This is a genomic window from Pseudomonas sp. B111, from assembly GCF_026428275.1.
Taxonomy (GTDB): domain Bacteria; phylum Pseudomonadota; class Gammaproteobacteria; order Pseudomonadales; family Pseudomonadaceae; genus Pseudomonas; species Pseudomonas aeruginosa.
In genome coordinates this window covers 1,655,009-1,670,678 of record NZ_CP097857.1, presented here as the reverse complement: position 1 = coordinate 1,670,678, position 15,670 = coordinate 1,655,009, and the positions used below count along the sequence as shown (strand labels likewise).

Annotated in this window: 17 protein-coding genes and 2 riboswitches; of the genes, 10 read left to right on the top strand and 7 right to left on the bottom strand. The window is 65.9% G+C overall.

Annotated features, from left to right (window positions below; all coding sequences use genetic code 11):
• Positions 1-16: 16 nt before the first annotated feature.
• Positions 17-373: a PilZ domain-containing protein gene (locus M6E97_RS08005; RefSeq protein ID WP_003091119.1), complete on the top strand. Its 357-nt coding sequence runs from the start codon at positions 17-19 to the stop codon at positions 371-373.
• Positions 374-387: 14 nt separating this feature from the next.
• Positions 388-1,164, top strand: coding sequence for a TatD family hydrolase (locus M6E97_RS08000; RefSeq protein ID WP_003091117.1), 777 nt, complete (start codon positions 388-390; stop codon positions 1,162-1,164).
• A gap of 225 nt (positions 1,165-1,389) precedes the next feature.
• On the opposite strand, the gene M6E97_RS07995 is transcribed toward M6E97_RS08000, so the two are convergent.
• The gene (locus M6E97_RS07995) at positions 1,390-2,523 is read right to left on the bottom strand and encodes an aminotransferase class V-fold PLP-dependent enzyme (RefSeq protein ID WP_033938016.1); all 1,134 of its coding nucleotides are present in this window, start codon (positions 2,521-2,523) and stop codon (positions 1,390-1,392) included.
• An 85-nt stretch (positions 2,524-2,608) separates the two neighbouring features.
• Here M6E97_RS07995 and M6E97_RS07990 point away from each other — a divergent pair, with 85 nt between their 5' ends.
• The 4 genes from M6E97_RS07990 to M6E97_RS07975 all read left to right on the top strand — a co-directional run bounded on the left by M6E97_RS07990 (position 2,609) and on the right by M6E97_RS07975 (position 5,552).
• Positions 2,609-3,247 carry a TetR/AcrR family transcriptional regulator gene (locus M6E97_RS07990; RefSeq protein ID WP_003091114.1) on the top strand — a complete coding sequence of 213 codons (639 nt, stop codon included), beginning with the start codon at positions 2,609-2,611 and terminating at the stop codon, positions 3,245-3,247.
• Positions 3,248-3,396: 149 nt separating this feature from the next.
• Entirely contained in the window at positions 3,397-4,293 is an 897-nt protein-coding gene (locus M6E97_RS07985; protein WP_003091113.1) for a radical SAM protein, read from the top strand.
• A gap of 64 nt (positions 4,294-4,357) precedes the next feature.
• Entirely contained in the window at positions 4,358-4,990 is a 633-nt protein-coding gene (locus tag M6E97_RS07980; RefSeq protein WP_003091112.1) for a DUF4823 domain-containing protein, read from the top strand.
• Positions 4,983-5,552: a DUF1285 domain-containing protein gene (locus M6E97_RS07975; RefSeq protein WP_003091111.1), complete on the top strand. Its 570-nt coding sequence runs from the start codon at positions 4,983-4,985 to the stop codon at positions 5,550-5,552. The genes M6E97_RS07980 and M6E97_RS07975 overlap by 8 nt, the downstream gene beginning before the upstream one ends.
• A 49-nt stretch (positions 5,553-5,601) precedes the next feature.
• Here the strand turns inward: M6E97_RS07975 and M6E97_RS07970 are convergent, their stop codons facing one another.
• On the bottom strand, positions 5,602-7,257 hold the full coding sequence (locus M6E97_RS07970) for an electron transfer flavoprotein-ubiquinone oxidoreductase (protein ID WP_003091109.1): 1,656 nt from the start codon (positions 7,255-7,257) through the stop codon (positions 5,602-5,604).
• Positions 7,258-7,577: 320 nt separating this feature from the next.
• Here M6E97_RS07970 and M6E97_RS07965 point away from each other — a divergent pair, with 320 nt between their 5' ends.
• The 3 genes from M6E97_RS07965 (at position 7,578) to fabV (ending at position 10,637) form a co-directional block, all read left to right on the top strand.
• Complete coding sequence (locus M6E97_RS07965; protein WP_003091107.1) at positions 7,578-8,327, top strand: electron transfer flavoprotein subunit beta/FixA family protein; 750 nt, start codon at positions 7,578-7,580, stop codon at positions 8,325-8,327.
• Entirely contained in the window at positions 8,327-9,256 is a 930-nt protein-coding gene (locus tag M6E97_RS07960; protein ID WP_034005338.1) for an electron transfer flavoprotein subunit alpha/FixB family protein, read from the top strand. The genes M6E97_RS07965 and M6E97_RS07960 overlap by 1 nt, the downstream gene beginning before the upstream one ends.
• A gap of 184 nt (positions 9,257-9,440) precedes the next feature.
• Entirely contained in the window at positions 9,441-10,637 is a 1,197-nt protein-coding gene (gene fabV, locus M6E97_RS07955) for an enoyl-ACP reductase FabV (RefSeq protein WP_003102929.1), read from the top strand.
• A gap of 72 nt (positions 10,638-10,709) precedes the next feature.
• Here the strand turns inward: fabV and M6E97_RS07950 are convergent, their stop codons facing one another.
• From M6E97_RS07950 to M6E97_RS07930, 5 genes are all read right to left on the bottom strand, one after another.
• Entirely contained in the window at positions 10,710-11,657 is a 948-nt protein-coding gene (locus tag M6E97_RS07950; protein WP_003091085.1) for an alpha/beta fold hydrolase, read from the bottom strand.
• A gap of 128 nt (positions 11,658-11,785) precedes the next feature.
• Positions 11,786-12,538 carry a precorrin-4 C(11)-methyltransferase gene (gene cobM / locus M6E97_RS07945; RefSeq protein WP_023099417.1) on the bottom strand — a complete coding sequence of 251 codons (753 nt, stop codon included), beginning with the start codon at positions 12,536-12,538 and terminating at the stop codon, positions 11,786-11,788.
• Positions 12,535-12,963, bottom strand: a complete 429-nt coding sequence (locus tag M6E97_RS07940; protein WP_003091063.1) for a cobalamin biosynthesis protein — start codon at positions 12,961-12,963, stop codon at positions 12,535-12,537. Before M6E97_RS07940 ends, cobM begins: the two co-directional genes overlap by 4 nt.
• A gap of 72 nt (positions 12,964-13,035) precedes the next feature.
• On the bottom strand, positions 13,036-13,737 hold the full coding sequence (locus M6E97_RS07935) for a CbtA family protein (protein WP_034005339.1): 702 nt from the start codon (positions 13,735-13,737) through the stop codon (positions 13,036-13,038).
• Between the two features lie 17 nt (positions 13,738-13,754).
• A complete protein-coding gene (locus M6E97_RS07930; RefSeq protein WP_003091059.1) occupies positions 13,755-13,937 on the bottom strand; it encodes a CbtB domain-containing protein in 183 nt (60 codons plus the stop codon).
• A 101-nt stretch (positions 13,938-14,038) separates the two neighbouring features.
• Positions 14,039-14,189: riboswitch (cobalamin riboswitch) on the bottom strand.
• A 58-nt stretch (positions 14,190-14,247) separates the two neighbouring features.
• Positions 14,248-14,439, top strand: a riboswitch (cobalamin riboswitch).
• A gap of 120 nt (positions 14,440-14,559) precedes the next feature.
• Here M6E97_RS07930 and cobW point away from each other — a divergent pair.
• Positions 14,560-15,612: a cobalamin biosynthesis protein CobW gene (gene cobW, locus M6E97_RS07925; protein ID WP_003113998.1), complete on the top strand. Its 1,053-nt coding sequence runs from the start codon at positions 14,560-14,562 to the stop codon at positions 15,610-15,612.
• Positions 15,613-15,670: the final 58 nt, after the last annotated feature.

The following is a 15,670-nucleotide window of genomic DNA, read 5'->3' as shown; positions in this document are numbered from 1 at the left end:
ACTGGCAGGAACCTGCATGAGTTTGCCACCCAATCTGGGGCCGCGTAACGGCATCCTGTCCTTGACCATCAAGGACAAGTCCGTGCTTTACGCCGCCTACATGCCGTTCATCAGGAACGGCGGGCTGTTCATTCCCACCAACAAGAACTACAAGCTTGGCGACGAGGTCTTCATGCTGCTCAACCTGATGGAAGAGCCGGAGAAGATCCCGGTGGCCGGCAAGGTCGTCTGGATCACCCCGAAGGGCGCCCAGGGCAACCGTGCGGCGGGCATCGGCGTGCAGTTCAACGACGGTGACAACACCGCCCGCAACAAGATCGAAACCTACCTGGCCGGGGCGCTGAAGTCGGACCGGCCGACCCACACGATGTAACGCTAGACAGGATCATGCTGGTCGATTCCCACTGCCACCTCGATCGCCTCGACCTGGCCGCCCATGGCGGCTCGCTCGATGCGGCGCTGGATGCCGCGCGAGCGCGTGGCGTCGGTCAATTCCTCTGCATCGGCGTCAGCGCCGACAATGCCCAGGCGGTGAAGGCCCTGGCCGAGCGCTATGCCGACGTGCACTGTTCGGTCGGCGTGCACCCGCTGGACCTGGAGCCCGGAAGCGCGCCAGCGCTGGACTGGCTGCTAGGCGAACTGGCGCATCCGCGGGTGGTGGCGATCGGCGAGACCGGCCTCGACTACCACTACGAACCGGAAGCCGCCGAGTTGCAGCAGGAGGCGTTTCGCCTGCACCTGGAAGCCGCGCGGATCACCGCCAAGCCAGTGATCGTGCACACCCGCGAGGCGCGCGCCGATACGCTGGCGCTGCTGCGCGAGGCGGCGTTGCCGCAGGCCGGCGTGCTGCATTGCTTCACCGAGGACTGGGAGATGGCGCGATCGGCGCTGGACCTGGGCTTCTACATTTCCCTGTCCGGCATCGTCACCTTCCGCAATGCCGATGCCCTGCGCGAGGTGGCTCGCCAGGTACCGGCCGACCGGCTGCTGGTGGAGACCGACTCGCCCTACCTGGCGCCGATTCCCCATCGCGGCAAGCCGAACCTGCCGGAATACGTGCGCGATGTCGCCGAATTCCTCGCGACGTTGCGTGGCGTCAGCCTGGAAACCCTGGCGGAGCAGACTACCGCCAATTTCCATCGGCTGTTTCCGTTGGCCCGCTAGGCCGGCAAACGGATAAAAAAAACCCGGGTTCTGGGGGATGAATCCGGGTCAAGACCATTAGGAGTGGAACAAAGGTACGCATTCCTCGGTACCTTCACTGGCTGGGTACTTGGGGGGAGATACCGCGCGCCAGTACCTTTCAGTATTGGTCATGTTCGTGGGGCGTCCAGACAGGGCTGGCGGTTTTTTAAACAGATTTGGAATACCCTCGCCGTCCTTGAGCACCTAGGTGCCTGCGACCTGGCGCAAGATCGCCAGGGTGTCGTCGATCACCGTCGAACTCGTGTAGAAGTGCGGGGAAAAACGGATACCTCCGCCACGCTGGGCGCAAATGACCCGCTCCTGGCGAAGCGTTTCGAAGAGTGTCCGGCTGTCCTGGCCGTCCAGGCTGAAGGTCAGGATGCCCGCGCGTCGGCTCGGGTTCCGCGGACTGTGCAGGCGTACCCCGGGAATTCCCGACAGACCGTCCTGTAGCCACTGGACGCGCTCGGCGATGTCTCTGTCGACCCGCTCCATGCCGACCTCCTCCAACAGCCCCAGGCTGGCCTCCAGGGCCATCGCGCCGAGCATGTTCGGGCTGCCGCATTCGAAGCGCCGGGCGCTGCGCGCCGGCCGCCAGTCGCGACGCTCGTAATCGAGGGCATGTTCCAGCATGTGCCAGCCATATTCGTGCAGCGCCAGGCGCTCGCGCTGCTCGGGATGGCAATAGAAGACGCCCAGCCCTTCGGGGCCGAGCATCCACTTGTGCCCATCGGCCATGGCGAAGGCACAATCGTAGGCCTGTACGTCGAAGGGCAGGGCGCCGAGCTGCTGGATCGCGTCGATGCAGAACAGCACGCCGCGGCGGCGACATCCCGTGCCGATGCGCTCCAGGTCAAGGCGCAGGCCGCTGGCGTACTGCACCGCGCTGATCGACAGCAGGCGGGTGCGTGGGCCGCAGGCGGCGAGCAGGGCGCCCTCGGGGTCGTCGCCGGCGAGACCGACCTCGACCACTTCGACGCCGCGCGGGCGCAAGGCTTCCCAGACCACTCTATTGGAGGGGAACTCCTCGTTGCCGATGACGACCTGGTCGCCCTCTCGCCAATCCAGGCCGAAGGCTACGAAGGAAAGCGCCTCGGAGGTGTTCTTGACCAGTGCGAGGTCGCTGCCGGCGCGCGCATTGAGCAGTCGGGCAAGGCGTTCGCGCAGGCGATGTTCTATCTTCAGCCATTCCGGATAGTCGCTGGAGCCGTGGGCGACGTTCTCCCGGGCGAAGGCGCTCACCGCGTCGGCGGCGCGTCTAGGCCAGGGTGCGACCGCTGCGTGGTTGAGGTAGCGCAGACCGTTGGTCTGGTCGAATTCGTCCTGGTAACAATTCATCGTCGGATGTTCCGTGCATTTTCGTGCTGAATAGGCATAATACGCGGCTTCGATTTTTGACTCATTTTGACCTGACAGTCTTTTTATGCAGAAAGAGCCTCGCAAAGTTCGTGAATTTCGTCGCCGTGAACAGGAGATTCTCGATACCGCCCTCAAGCTGTTCCTCGAACAGGGGGAAGACAGCGTAACGGTCGAGATGATCGCGGATGCCGTCGGCATCGGCAAAGGCACGATCTACAAGCACTTCAAGTCCAAGGCGGAGATCTACCTGCGCCTGATGCTGGACTACGAGCGCGATCTCGCCGCCCTGTTCCATTCCGAAGACGTAGCCCGCGACAAGGAAGCCCTGTCGCGCGCCTACTTCGAGTTCCGCATGCGCGATCCGCAGCGCTACCGCCTGTTCGACCGCCTGGAAGAGAAGGTGGTGAAGACCAGCCAGGTGCCGGAGATGGTCGAGGAGCTGCACAAGATCCGCGCCTCCAACTTCGAACGCCTGACCCAGCTGATCAAGGAGCGTATCGCCGACGGCAAGCTGGAGAACGTTCCGCCGTACTTCCATTATTGCGCTGCCTGGGCGTTGGTGCATGGCGCCGTGGCGCTGTACCACTCGCCGTTCTGGCGCGAGGTGCTGGAAGACCAGGAAGGTTTCTTCCACTTCCTGATGGATATCGGCGTGCGCATGGGCAACAAGCGCAAGCGCGAAGGCGACGCTCCCAGCGCCTGATGCCTGTGGTGCCGGGACGCAGTCACTGCGCCCCGCGCACTCTTTGCCGGCAGGGATATACTCGTCGCCCATCGATCCGCCGGCGGGACGTCGGCTGCCCATTTCCGGCGAATCCGCCGGCGGCTCCACGTTCGTTCAGGAGTTCTCCGATGAGTGTCCGTGAATTCCCTATCCACTACATCGAACCGGTGTTCCGGCCCCCGAGCGAGGCGCATTCGCTGATCCTCCCGGTGACCAATGGCTGTTCCTGGAACAAATGCGGCTTTTGCGAGATGTATACCCAGCCGCAAAAGAAATTTCGCGCCCGCGACGAGAACGAGGTACTGGAGGAGATCCGCCGCTGCGGCGAGCGCCTGATCGTCAAGCGGGTGTTTCTCGCCGATGGCGACGCCCTGGTATTGCCGACCCGCCGGCTGCTCGCGGTGCTGCAGGCGATTCGCGAGCACTTGCCGGAGGTGGAGCGGGTATCCAGCTACTGCCTGCCGCGCAACCTGCGCAGGAAGTCGGTCGACGAGTTGCGCGAACTGGCCGACGCCGGGCTGCGAATGGCCTATGTCGGCGCCGAGTCCGGCGACGACGAAGTGCTGGCACGGGTCAACAAGGGCGAGACCTATTCCTCTACCCTGGATGCGCTGGAAAAGCTTGGCGAGGCGGGGATCAGTCGTTCGGTGATGATCCTCAACGGTCTGGGCGGAATGACCCTGAGCGCGCAGCACGCGGACAACTCCGCGCGCCTGATGAACGCCGCCCAGCCGGAGTACCTGTCGACCCTGGTGGTGAGTTTCCCTACCGGCGAGCAGCGTTTCCGTGCTGGCTTCGCCGATTTCGAGGCGCTGGATCGGCGTGCCCTGTTCGTCGAGGTCGAACGCCTGTTGCAGGGATTGGAGCTCGAAGACACGGTATTTCGCAGCGACCACGCTTCCAACTATCTGGTGCTCAAGGGCGAGCTGGGTGCCGACAAGGCGCGCCTGCTGGCCGAGGTCCGCCAGGCCATCGAGCAGCCGCAGCACGCTGCCCTGCGCCAGGAGTGGCAGCGTGGCCTGTGATGGCGCGGAAGCTGCATCGGCTCGTCATTCGCCGGTTTTCCGACGCCGGCAGGGGAGATGACCGATGTTGCACCTGTTCCGTATCGCCCTGGCGATGCTCCTCCTGGGCAGCCTGTCCGCCTGCATGAAGCCCAGCGACCTGGCCGACGGCGCCGACTACTACCTGCGCGACGCCGGGGTGCTCGATCACAGCGCCAGCCAGCGCAGCAACAACCGGCGGATCCAGGCCGACTCCTTCATCTACATCGGCCAGGGCCCGTTCGTGCCGCCGGGCTACCGGTACGCGCGGCCGAACGTGGTGGCCGAGCAGGCCTTCGAAGGTTTCGTCGAGTATTTCCCGCTGGTGCGCCGCGCCAAGGCGCCGCTCGGCCTGGACGACGCGATGCGCGAGGCGCGTGCCGCCGGCGCCCACTACCTGCTGTACTGCCGTTTCGCCCGGGGCGACAACAGGATCGGCAACTGGGAGGAGTGGGAAGACGAAGAGGAACTCGGCCGGGTCGGGCGCGATCGCAGTGTCATCCAGGTCATGCTGATCGAGACCAGCACCCGTTTCCTGGTGGACAGCGCGACCATTCGCAGCCGCGGCGGTTTCCTGACGTTCTACGACGCCACCCCGGAAGACCTGCTGCGTCCGCCGCTGGAGCAATACGCCCAGGAATTGCTGGGCCTGAACAGTCGAGGAACAGGCTATGAGTGATACCGGCAAGGCCAACGACCTGCTGGCGCAGATCCCCAGGGGCGAAAAGAAGGGCCTGCCGCCCGTGCACCTGTGGAATCCGCCGTTCTGCGGCGACATCGACATGCGCATCGCCCGCGACGGTACCTGGTTCTACCTGGGCACGCCGATCGGACGCAAGCCGATGGTGAAGCTGTTCTCCAGCATCATTCGCCGCGACGGCGACGACTATTTCCTGGTGACTCCGGTGGAAAAGGTCGGTATCCGCGTCGACGATGCGCCCTTCGTCGCGGTGACCCTGCAGGTGCAGGGCGAGGGCGGGGCGCAGGTACTGCGCTTCGCCACCAACGTCGAGGACGAGGTCGAGGCGGACGCCGGGCATCCGCTGCGCGTCGAGATCGACCCCGGCACCCAGGAACCCACGCCTTACCTGCGGGTGCGCGACAACCTCGAGGCGCTGGTGCATCGCAACGTGTTCTACCAACTGGTCGAGCTGGCGGTGCCGCGCCGGATCGACGGCATCGAATGGCTCGGCGTCTGGAGCCACGGCGAGTTCTTTCCCATCGGCCCGCAGCCGGACTGACAGGCGCAGCATGAAAAAAAGGCTCCCGAGGGAGCCTTTTTCGTTTGCCTTACATGTTGGGGTAGTTCGGCCCGCCGGTACCTTCCGGCGCCACCCAGGTGATGTTCTGCGCCGGGTCCTTGATGTCGCAGGTCTTGCAGTGCACGCAGTTCTGCGCGTTGATCTGGAAGCGCTTGCTGCCGTCGTCGTTGGCCACCACTTCGTACACGCCTGCCGGGCAGTAGCGCTGGGCCGGCTCGTCGTAGAGCGGCAGGTTCTTCTCGATCGGAATGCTCGCGTCGGCCAGCTTGAGGTGGATCGGCTGGTCTTCCTCGTGGTTGGTATTGGAGAGGAACACCGAGGACAGCTTGTCGAAGCTGAGCTTGCCGTCCGGCTTCGGGTAGTCGATCTTCGGCGCTTCGCTGGCCTTCTTCAGGCAGGCGTAGTCCGGCTTGTCGTCATGCAGGGTGACGGGGATCTTGCCGCCGAAGATGTTCTGGTCGATGAAGTTGAACGCGCCGCCGCCGATAGCGCCGAACTTGTGGATGGCCGCGCCGAAGTTGCGGCTGCGGAACAGTTCGTCGTACAACCAGCTGGCCTTGAACGCATCGACGTAGTTGGACAGCTCGTCGCCGCCTTCGCGGCCGGCGGCCAGGGCCTCGGCGATCGCGTCGGCGGCGAGCATGCCGGACTTCATCGCGGTGTGGCTGCCCTTGATCTTGGCGAAGTTCAGGGTGCCGAGGTCGCAACCGATCAGCGCGCCGCCGGGGAAGACCATCTTCGGCAGCGAATTCAGGCCGCCCTTGCAGATGGCCCGGGCGCCGTAGGCCACGCGCTTGCCGCCTTCCAGGTACTGCTTGACCACCGGGTGGTGCTTGTAGCGCTGGAACTCGTCGAACGGCGACAGGTGCGGGTTGCTGTAGGACAGGTCGATGATCAGGCCGACGAACACCTGGTTGTTCTCCAGGTGGTAGAGGAACGAGCCGCCGGTATTTTCGTCGTTCAGCGGCCAGCCGGCGGTATGGACCACCAGGCCGGGCTTGTGCTTGGACGGGTCGATGTCCCAGATTTCCTTGATGCCGATACCGTAGTGCTGGGCATCGGCCTCGCTGTCCAGGTTGTATTTCTTGATCAGTTGCTTGCCGATGTGCCCGCGGCAGCCTTCGGCGAACAGGGTGTACTTGGCCCGCAGCTCCATGCCGGGGGTGTAGTAGCCTTCTTTCGGGTTGCCTTCGCGGTCGACGCCGAGGTCGCCGGTGACGATGCCGCGGACCACGCCGTTCTCGTCGATCAGCGCTTCCTGGGCGGCGAAGCCCGGGTAGATCTCCACGCCCAGTCCTTCGGCCTGCTGGGCCAGCCAGCGGCAGAGGTTGCCCAGGGAGATGATATAGTTGCCCTCGTTGTGCATGGTCTTGGGCACGAAGAAGTTGGGCACCTTGGTAGCGCTCTCGGCGCTCTTCAGGACGTAGATGTCGTCGCCGGTCACCGGAGTATTGAGCGGCGCGCCGAGTTCCTTCCAGTCGGGGAACAGCTCGTTCAGCGCGCGCGGCTCGAACACCGCGCCGGAGAGGATGTGGGCGCCCACTTCGGAACCCTTCTCGACCACGCAGACGCTGATCTCTTGACCGGCTTCGGCGGCCTTCTGCTTCAGTCGGCATGCGGCGGACAGACCGGCGGGGCCGGCGCCGACGATGACGACGTCGAATTCCATGTATTCGCGTTCCACTATCGATCTCCTACTCAAGGCTCACGGTATCTGTTTATTGGTGGCTGAGATCTTTCCCTGATCAGAGCGGGCGCATTATATATAGCTGCATGGGCAGGTCCAATACAAACGTTTGTTTGAATTCTTTGGAAGCCTGATAGAATCGGCATTCGAGGGGGGGAAACCACCCTTTTGCCGTATTGACCGAAAAGGGTGATCCGGTCAAGATACGGGCGGTTTTGCGGTCGCTGTCTAGCAGAGTGTCGGTTTCCGGCCGGCGAGCATCACCGGCCAGGCCTGTCTGGCGACATCCTTATTCACCGGAGAATAACGAGGAATCCATGAAGGTTCTTGTAGCAGTCAAACGAGTGGTCGACTACAACGTCAAGGTCCGCGTCAAGGCGGACAACTCCGGCGTCGACCTCGCCAACGTCAAGATGTCCATGAACCCCTTCTGCGAAATCGCCGTGGAAGAAGCCGTACGCCTGAAAGAGAAGGGCGTGGCTACCGAGATCGTCGCTGTCTCCGTCGGCCCGACCGCCGCCCAGGAGCAACTGCGCACCGCGCTGGCGCTGGGCGCTGACCGTGCGATCCTGGTGGAGAGCAACGACGAGCTGAACTCCCTGGCCGTGGCCAAGCTGCTCAAGGCCGTGGTCGACAAGGAGCAGCCGCAGCTGGTGATCCTCGGCAAGCAGGCCATCGATAGCGACAACAACCAGACCGGCCAGATGCTCGCCGCGCTGACCGGCTACGCCCAGGGCACCTTCGCCTCCAAGGTCGAGGTCGCTGGCGACAAGGTCAACGTGACCCGCGAGATCGATGGCGGTCTGCAGACCGTCGCGCTGAACCTGCCGGCCATCGTCACCACCGACCTGCGCCTGAACGAGCCGCGCTACGCGTCGCTGCCGAACATCATGAAAGCCAAGAAGAAGCCGCTGGACGTGGTGACCCCGGACGCCCTGGGCGTTTCCACCGCTTCCACCGTGAAGACCCTGAAGGTCGAGGCGCCGGCTGCACGCTCCGCTGGCATCAAGGTCAAGTCCGTGGCTGAACTGGTAGAGAAACTGAAGAACGAGGCGAAGGTAATCTAATGGCTATCCTGGTTATCGCTGAGCACAACAACGCGGCCCTGGCGGCTGCCACCCTGAACACCGTTGCCGCTGCCAAGGCCATTGGCGGCGACATCCACGTGCTGGTCGCCGGACAGAACGTTGCCGCCGTGGCCGAAGCCGCCGCCAAGGTCGAGGGCGTCTCCAAGGTGCTGGTCGCCGACAACGCCGCCTACGCCCATCAACTGCCGGAAAACGTCGCACCGCTGATCGCCGAGCTGGGCAAGAACTACAGCCACGTGCTGGCCCCGGCTACCACCAACGGCAAGAACTTCCTGCCGCGCGTCGCCGCGCTGCTGGACGTCGACCAGATCTCCGAGATCGTCGAAGTGGTCAGCCCCGACAGCTTCAAGCGTCCGATCTACGCCGGTAACGCCATCGCTACCGTGCAGTCCTCGGCTGCGGTCAAGGTGATCACCGTGCGTACCACCGGCTTCGACGCCGTCGCCGCCGAAGGCGGTTCGGCTGCCGTCGAGCAGGTTTCCGGCCCGGCCGATGCCGGCAAGTCCGCCTTCGTCGGCGAAGAGCTGGCCAAGTCCGACCGTCCGGAACTGACCGCTGCCAAGATCGTGGTCTCCGGCGGCCGCGGCATGCAGAACGGCGACAACTTCAAGATCCTCTACGCCCTGGCCGACAAGCTGGGTGCCGCAGTCGGCGCTTCCCGCGCCGCGGTCGACGCCGGTTTCGTGCCGAACGACATGCAGGTCGGCCAGACCGGCAAGATCGTCGCCCCGCAGCTGTACATCGCGGTAGGTATCTCCGGTGCCATCCAGCACCTGGCGGGCATGAAGGACTCGAAGGTGATCGTCGCGATCAACAAGGACGAAGAGGCGCCGATCTTCCAGGTCGCCGACTACGGCCTGGTCGCCGACCTGTTCGACGCCGTACCGGAGCTGGAAAAGGCCGTCTGAGCCCGATTCCAAGCCGACAAGACCCGCTCCCCGGAGCGGGTTTTTTTATGTCCGGGCTGCGACGCGTGACCCTTTGGTCACGATTCCTGCCTTCGGTCCGCCCAAGCGGAGGTGTCTCATTTACAATGCGCGACGTCTCTAGCTCCTGAATGTGCTTTTCCGGCATCTAGCAACCGAGGTTTTCATGATCATCAAACCGCGCGTGCGTGGCTTCATCTGCGTCACTACCCATCCGGCAGGCTGCGAGGCCAACGTCAAGCAACAGATCGACTACGTCGAGGCCAAGGGCCCCGTCGTCAACGGACCGAAGAAGGTCCTGGTCATCGGTTCCTCCACCGGCTATGGCCTGGCTGCCCGCATCACCGCCGCGTTCGGTTCCGGCGCCGATACCCTCGGGGTGTTCTTCGAGCGTCCGGGCAGCGAGAGCAAGCCGGGCACCGCCGGCTGGTACAACTCGGCGGCCTTCGAGAAGTTCGCCCACGAGAAAGGCCTGTATGCCCGCAGCATCAATGGCGACGCTTTCTCCGACGAGGTGAAGCGGCTGACCATCGAGACCATCAAGCGCGATCTCGGCAAGGTCGACCTGGTGGTCTACAGCCTGGCCGCGCCGCGCCGTACCCATCCGAAGAGCGGCGAAGTGTTCTCCTCGACCCTCAAGCCGATCGGCAAGTCGGTCAGCTTCCGTGGCCTGGACACCGACAAGGAAGTGATCAAGGACGTCGTCCTGGAGGCGGCCAGCGACCAGGAAGTCGCCGATACCGTTGCGGTGATGGGCGGCGAGGACTGGCAGATGTGGATCGACGCGCTGCTGGAAGCCGACGTGCTGGCCGACGGCGCGAAGACCACCGCGTTCACCTACCTGGGCGAGAAGATCACCCACGACATCTACTGGAACGGTTCCATCGGCGCGGCCAAGAAGGATCTCGACCAGAAGGTCCTCGGTATCCGCGACAAGCTCGCCCCGCTGGGCGGCGATGCGCGCGTGTCGGTGCTCAAGGCGGTGGTGACCCAGGCCAGCTCGGCGATCCCGATGATGCCGCTGTACCTGTCGCTGCTGTTCAAGGTGATGAAGGAGCAGGGCACCCACGAAGGTTGCATCGAGCAGGTCGACGGCCTGTACCGGGAGAGCCTGTACGGCGCCGAGCCGCGCCTCGACGAGGAAGGCCGCCTGCGTGCCGACTACAAGGAACTGCAGCCGGAAGTGCAGTCCCGTGTCGAGGAGCTGTGGGACAAGGTAACCAACGAGAACCTTTACGAGTTGACCGACTTCGCCGGCTACAAGAGCGAGTTCCTCAACCTGTTCGGTTTCGAGGTCGCTGGGGTCGACTACGAGCAGGACGTCAACCCGGACGTGCAGATCGCCAACCTGATCCAGGCCTGAGGCCTGGATCCGAGCCGTCCTCGCGACGGCTCCCGCTCCCCCGAACCGGCGCCCAGGCGCCGGTTCGCGTTTTCAGCGACCGGCCACCTGGGCGTTCCGTACGCCGTCGAGGAAAGCCTGGTAGTGCTGCGCGGTTTCCTCTGGGCGTTCGACCATCGGCACGTGTCCGCAGTTTTCCATGATCACCACGCTGGGCCGCTTCAGCAGCGGACGCATCACCTCGATGCTGGAGACGTCCAGCACGCGGTCGCGGTCGCCCCATAGCAGCAGGGTCGGTGCCTCGATCTTCGGCAGTTCCGGCTCCAGCGGGATGTAGCGCTGGCGCAGTTGTTCGAATATCTGCGCGTTGAACGCCGACGCGGCTACCGCGCGCTCGCCGAGGTAGCGCTTGAGCGGCGCCGGCAGCGGCGGTTGCTGGACGAACACGAAGTCGAGCAGCTTCTGGAAGTCTTCCGGCTGGCGCACCACCAGGGGATTCTCGCCGCGCTCCAGGTCCTCGAACAGTTCGCTCTTGCGCGCCGGCATCACCCCGGCGTTGTCGATCAGCGCCAGCGATAGCACCTGTTCCGGATGGCGCGCCGCGTAGAGCGCGGCGATGTGCCCGCCCATGGAGTTGCCGGCCAGGTGCAGGCGGCGCACGCCGATGGCGGCGGCGAAATTGGCGACTCGCTCGGCCTGGGTGCCGACGTCGTAGCTGGCCTGTTGCGGCTTGCTGCTGTCGCCGAAGCCGGGCAGGTCGAGGGCGACCACATGGTAGCGCTCGGTCAGCGGCCGGGCGAAGCGCAGCCAGTTGTCCTTGTCCGCGCCGAAGCCGTGGATCAGCAACAGGGTCGGGTTCTTCTCCGAGCCGCCTTCCAGGTAGGCGATCTCCAGGTTGTCGACCTGCACGCTGTGCTCGCTGAGACCGGCGAGGCCGCGCTCGACGGTGCGTACGCTGGCGAGGAGGGTAGCCGGGACGAAGTAGAGGACGCCGGCGGCGACCGCCAGCAGCAGAACCAGACCGAGGAGGAATCGTTTCATGGGTGTCCGAAGGCTTCAGGAAAAAAGGGGCCAGCGCTGAACGCTAGCCGTGCCGGCCCGCTGTCGCAAGCCTTGCGACGAGTCTAGGCGTGCTGCCGGTGGTCGGCGCCGAACCTAAGGACGGCGGTTCAATCGCCGGGTCGATAGAGATGTCGATGCTCGGCGCGGTACAGCGAAGAGTCGGCGAAGCCTTCGGCGGCCAGCACCTCGCCGACCAGGATCAGCGCGGTGCGGCGGAAATTCCTGGCGGCGACCTTGGGCAGGATGTCGCCGAGGGTGCCGCGAACCTGTTCCTGGTCGGGCCAACTGGCCCGGTGGATCACCGCGACCGGGCAGTCGGCGCCGTAGTGCGGCAGCAGTTCCTCGACGATCTTCGCCAGGTGGGCGACGCCCAGGTGGATCGCCAGGGTCGCCCGGTGCCGCGCCAGGTCGCCCAGGCTCTCGCCTTCCGGCATCTTCGTGCGTGCGGCGTAGCGGGTCAGGATCAGCGTCTGGGACACTTCGGGCAGGGTCAGCTCGCAGCCGAGCAGGGCGGCACAGGCGGCGGTGGCGGTGACTCCGGGGACGATCTCATAGGGGATGCCGAGTTCGCGCAGGTGGCGGATCTGCTCGCCGATGGCGCCGTACAGGGAGGGATCGCCGGAATGCACGCGGGCTACGTCGAGGCCGCGGCGATGGGCTTGCGCGAGTAGCTCGACGATCTGTTCGAGGTCCAGCTCGGCGGTGTTCACCACCTGGCCGGCCTGGTGCCCCTCGAGCAGCGCTTGCGGAACCAGCGAGCCGGCGTAGAGGATCACCGGGCACTGGCGGATCAGGCGCTGCCCCTTGACGGTGATCAGGTCGGGGTCGCCGGGACCGGCGCCGATGAAATAGACGGTCATGGGAGTTCTCGTTCGGTGAGAAGACGTGCCAGGGCGATGCTCGCCCGATCATCGCTGCGTTTCGCCCCGAGCAGATCGGCGCGACCGCCACCCAGGCGTTCGGCCAGGGCCAGGGCGGCGGCCTCGGCGACGCTGGAGCAGCCGGTTTCGCGCAGCGCGACGGCGGAGGGGCTGAGCAGGCGCGGCTCGTAGTCGTGCAGGACGGCGGGCGCGAGGAAATGCACGGGGCGTTCGAGCAGCGTGGCCAGTTGCCGCAGGCCGGGTTCGTCGCGTTTGCCGTCGATGCTGGCGAGGGCGTCCAGGTCGGCCAGGCTGCGCCCGTGTTCGCCCAGCGTTCGCTCCAGCAGCGCGCGCAGATGCTCGGCGCTACAGCCTCGGCGGCAGCCGATGCCGGCGATCAGCAGGCTGGGGATGGGCAGGGGCATGCGCGGACCGGAGGAGATGGAAGGAGAGACACTATGGACCCGCGACCGGCAAGGGTCGCGGGTGGCAGGCGGTCAGGCGTCGACGCCGCCCCGGTTGCGCCGGAACAGCCAGGCAGCGGCCAGGCCGAGGGCGGCCCAGAACAGCGCATTGCTGACCAGCGAGGCGATCACGAAACGCTGGGCCAGGGCTTCCGGCGCCAGGCTGGCATGGACCTCGGGCTGCGGCGTGCCGAACAGGTGCGGCAGCGCCAGCAGGACGGCGCCGACCAGCTTCAGCGGCCAGTTGCCGCCGAACACCAGCAGGGCCAGGCCCACCGCGGTGGCGGCGGCGGTGGCGATCCACCAGTACTGGCGTTGCACCAGGTCGGCCGCGGCGGTACCCGGCAGCTCCGGCGGCAGGCCCAGCGACGGCGCAAGGCAGAACACCGCGTAGCCGGCCAGGCCCCAGAGCAGGCCCTGCCAGGTCTGGCCCGGCGCGCGCAGGGTGAAGAGGCCGGCGAGCATCAGGGCGAAGCCGACCGCCACCACCAGGTTGCCGCCGGTGGTGGAGAGGGTACGCTGCCAGCCGTCTTCCGGTTCCCAGGCCTCCTCGTCGTGGACATGGGCGGCGACGCCGGGGGCGTGTTCGTGGGGCTGGGCCGCGACCGGCTCGCTCTTCTCGTAGGTCTCCGCCTCGAGGATCAGCGGGGTGACCCAGAGAATCTGCAGCAGGGTCAGCAGCAGGGCGGCGAGCAGGCCGGCGAAGCCGGCGGTCTGGGCGATGCGCTTGATCATTCTGGTTCTCTCGCGACTCAGTGGCAGGGGAAGCCGGAGCTGTGCCGGGTATCGTGGGCGGCGTTGTGTACCGCGTCGATGTGCGAGAAACCGGCGAAATAGACCAGCAGCGCGCCGAGCAGGCCGGCGCCGATGGCCAGGCTCAGTCGCTTCGACAGGGAGGTGGTGGAGCTGGCGTGCGCCAGGGTGCTGCTGGACATGGTGCGTTCCCTCTGGATTGGCATGGGCGTGGCAGAGGAGTACGCACGAGGAACAGGCCCGGACGGCCCGCTTCACGCTTGCGCCCGCCCACCGCGGGTGAATCAAACGAAAGGTTCCAGGCCGGTCTCCGGGCTCGCGCGCGATGCGCTTACCGTTGCGGGGGCAGCGCCGGACTGGCTCGGAGAGCGTCACCGGCTTCCCGTTTCACCTCGTGCGCGCCGGCACGAGACACCTGGGACAACCCGCCTAGGACAGCATGAAGGACCGCCGGGCGTCAACCGGCCCGATTGACCCTGGCCCGCGCACTGCGTAGCCTTGCCGGTTCGAGGTTCCTCGCCGGCGACGGCGGGGCTAAGAGGGAACGCGGTCGATGCCGCGGCTGCCCCCGCAACTGTGAACGGCGATCGTTCCCCAATGCCACTGCGTGACGCGGGAAGGCGGGGAACCGGCGGAGACGCCAGACCGTGAGCCAGGAGACCTGCCTCGTCGATCCCGTGGCGCGATGCCCGGGGACAAGACTTCCATACAACCGGGCGGGGTGATCCGGTGGCGAATCCGTTGCGCGGCCCCTGCGTCCGCGCCACTCGTCCGCATGCCCGCCGAGCTGAACAAGGGCTGCCCATGAAAACCCTGGCGAAACTCCCCGTCACCATCGTCACCGGCTTCCTCGGCGCCGGCAAGACCACCTTGCTCCGGCACATGCTGGACAACGCCGAAGGCCGGCGCATCGCGGTGATCGTCAACGAGTTCGGCGAACTCGGCATCGACGGCGAGATCCTCAAGCAATGTTCCATCGGTTGCAGCGAAGAAGAGGCGCAGGGCCGCGTTTTCGAGCTGGCCAACGGTTGCCTGTGCTGCACCGTGCAGGAAGAGTTCTTCCCGGTGATGCGCGAGCTGGTGGCGCGCCGCGGCGACCTTGACCAGATCCTCATCGAGACCAGCGGCCTGGCCCTGCCCAAGCCGCTGGTGCAGGCCTTCCAGTGGCCGGAAATCCGCAACGCCTGCACGGTCGACGCGGTGATCACCGTGGTCGACAGCCCGGCGGTGGCGGCCGGCACCTTCGCCGCCCATCCCGAGCAGGTGGACCAGCAACGCCGCCAGGACCCCAACCTCGACCATGAATCGCCGCTGCACGAACTGTTCGAGGACCAGTTGGCCAGTGCCGACCTGGTGATCCTGAACAAGGCCGACCAGCTCGACGCCGAGGCCCTGGCGCGGGTCCGCGCGGAGATCGCCGGGGAGCTGCCGGCGGCGGTGAAGATCGTCGAGGCGAGCCGGGGCGAGCTGCCGCTCCCGGTCTTGCTGGGCCTCAACGCCGAGGCCGAGCTGCACATCGACGGCCGGCCGACCCACCACGACCACGAAGGCCACGAGGACCACGACCACGACGAGTTCGACTCCTTCCACGTCGATCTCCCCGAGGTGGAGGAAGCTGCGCTGCTCGAGGCCCTCGGCGAACTGGTGGAGCGTCACGACATACTTCGCATCAAGGGGTTCGCCGCCATTCCGGGCAAGCCCATGCGCCTGTTGGTGCAGGGCGTCGGCAAGCGCTTCGACAGGCATTTCGACCGCAAGTGGCTGGCCGACGAAGCCCGCAGCACCCGGCTGGTGGTGATCGGCCAGGAGCTGGACCAGGCCGCCATCGCCAACCAGCTGCGCACAGCGCTTGCCTGATCCGTGATCCCCGGCCGGGGCCGGCGATGGCGATTCGCCGGCCCCAGCTTCTTGCGTC

Excerpts from the sequence above, each read along its gene's own strand:
- M6E97_RS08005 (WP_003091119.1), top strand. The coding sequence starts at position 17 with ATGAGTTTGCCACCCAATCTGGGGCCGCGTAACGGCATCCTGTCCTTG.
- M6E97_RS08000 (WP_003091117.1), top strand. The coding sequence starts at position 388 with ATGCTGGTCGATTCCCACTGCCACCTCGATCGCCTCGACCTGGCCGCC.
- M6E97_RS07995 (WP_033938016.1), bottom strand. The coding sequence starts at position 2,523 with ATGAATTGTTACCAGGACGAATTCGACCAGACCAACGGTCTGCGCTAC.
- M6E97_RS07990 (WP_003091114.1), top strand. The coding sequence starts at position 2,609 with ATGCAGAAAGAGCCTCGCAAAGTTCGTGAATTTCGTCGCCGTGAACAG.
- M6E97_RS07985 (WP_003091113.1), top strand. The coding sequence starts at position 3,397 with ATGAGTGTCCGTGAATTCCCTATCCACTACATCGAACCGGTGTTCCGG.
- M6E97_RS07980 (WP_003091112.1), top strand. The coding sequence starts at position 4,358 with ATGTTGCACCTGTTCCGTATCGCCCTGGCGATGCTCCTCCTGGGCAGC.
- M6E97_RS07975 (WP_003091111.1), top strand. The coding sequence starts at position 4,983 with ATGAGTGATACCGGCAAGGCCAACGACCTGCTGGCGCAGATCCCCAGG.
- M6E97_RS07965 (WP_003091107.1), top strand. The coding sequence starts at position 7,578 with ATGAAGGTTCTTGTAGCAGTCAAACGAGTGGTCGACTACAACGTCAAG.
- M6E97_RS07960 (WP_034005338.1), top strand. The coding sequence starts at position 8,327 with ATGGCTATCCTGGTTATCGCTGAGCACAACAACGCGGCCCTGGCGGCT.
- fabV (WP_003102929.1), top strand. The coding sequence starts at position 9,441 with ATGATCATCAAACCGCGCGTGCGTGGCTTCATCTGCGTCACTACCCAT.
- M6E97_RS07950 (WP_003091085.1), bottom strand. The coding sequence starts at position 11,657 with ATGAAACGATTCCTCCTCGGTCTGGTTCTGCTGCTGGCGGTCGCCGCC.
- cobM (WP_023099417.1), bottom strand. The coding sequence starts at position 12,538 with ATGACCGTCTATTTCATCGGCGCCGGTCCCGGCGACCCCGACCTGATC.
- M6E97_RS07940 (WP_003091063.1), bottom strand. The coding sequence starts at position 12,963 with ATGCCCCTGCCCATCCCCAGCCTGCTGATCGCCGGCATCGGCTGCCGC.
- M6E97_RS07935 (WP_034005339.1), bottom strand. The coding sequence starts at position 13,737 with ATGATCAAGCGCATCGCCCAGACCGCCGGCTTCGCCGGCCTGCTCGCC.
- M6E97_RS07930 (WP_003091059.1), bottom strand. The coding sequence starts at position 13,937 with ATGTCCAGCAGCACCCTGGCGCACGCCAGCTCCACCACCTCCCTGTCG.
- cobW (WP_003113998.1), top strand. The coding sequence starts at position 14,560 with ATGAAAACCCTGGCGAAACTCCCCGTCACCATCGTCACCGGCTTCCTC.